Origin of the sequence: Dankookia rubra, assembly GCF_004355005.1 — a bacterium.
Taxonomy (GTDB): Bacteria; Pseudomonadota; Alphaproteobacteria; order Acetobacterales; family Acetobacteraceae; genus Paracraurococcus; species Paracraurococcus ruber_A.
This window is the reverse complement of sequence record NZ_SMSJ01000305.1, coordinates 1-863: the sequence shown is the minus strand read 5'-3', so window position 1 is coordinate 863 and position 863 is coordinate 1. Positions and strand designations below refer to the sequence as shown.

The 863-nt window shown below is 65.7% G+C and carries 2 protein-coding genes; both read left to right on the top strand.

What is annotated here, in order from left to right; translation table 11 throughout:
- Positions 1 to 202: transposase (locus E2C06_RS36725; protein WP_206664856.1), on the top strand; the 202-nt coding region annotated here is incomplete at its 5' end.
- Between the two features lie 140 nt (positions 203 to 342).
- Positions 343 to 863: Bug family tripartite tricarboxylate transporter substrate binding protein (locus E2C06_RS36720; protein WP_277751927.1), on the top strand; the 521-nt coding region annotated here is incomplete at its 3' end.

Here is an 863-nt window from a genome sequence, read left to right as displayed (position 1 = left end):
CCGGCGGAGCGGTGTGGCCGCCGTTACCACCTTCGCCGCCGGGCTGCAGCAGGACGGCGCAGCGGTGAAAGCCGCGCTCACCAGCACATGGAGCAGCGGACAAACCGAGGGACAAGTGGGCAAGCTGAAGATGCTAAAGCGGCAGACCTTTGGACGCAGCAGCTTCGATCTTCTTCGCCGCCGCGTGCTCCTCGCCGTCTGAACCACGCTTCCTGCGGAAGAGCCGTGAAGGCGGGGCAAGGCAAATCACCATCGCTTTTTGCCTGCTCGCGACACATTCCACAGGGAGCGACGCTGATGCAGCGGGTATAGTGACCGGCAGGCTTTGAAAGGATGCTGCCCATGATCCGTCGCCGAAGCCTGTTGGCCGCGCCGCTGCTAGCCGTCCCTCGCCTTGGCCAGACCCAGGACAGCTTCCCCAATCGCACCATCACGCTGGTGGTGCCGCTCTCCGCCGGTGGGCCGGCCGATGTGGTGTTCCGCCCCATGGGCAATGCTTTACAGGCTGAATGGGGCCAACCCGCGGTGCTGGATTATCGCCCAGGTGCCGGCGGCACGCTGGCGATGGACATGGCGGTCCGCGCCCGTCCGGATGGGCATACCCTGGCAATCTGCTCGAACAGCCAGTTCAGCATCGCGCCTTTCCTGTTCCCGATGCCTTACGACAATGATCGGTCCTATGTGCCGGTCGTGTTGGCCGCGAGTGCACCGAGCTTCGTCGTCATCAACCGCGCCGTACCTGCCGCGACCCCGGCGGAGTTCCTCGATCTGGTGCGGCGCAAGCCGGACAGCATGAGCTTCGCCACCGCCGGCGTCGGCTTCACCAGCCACTTGGCGACCGAGCTGCTGATGGCGCGTGCCGG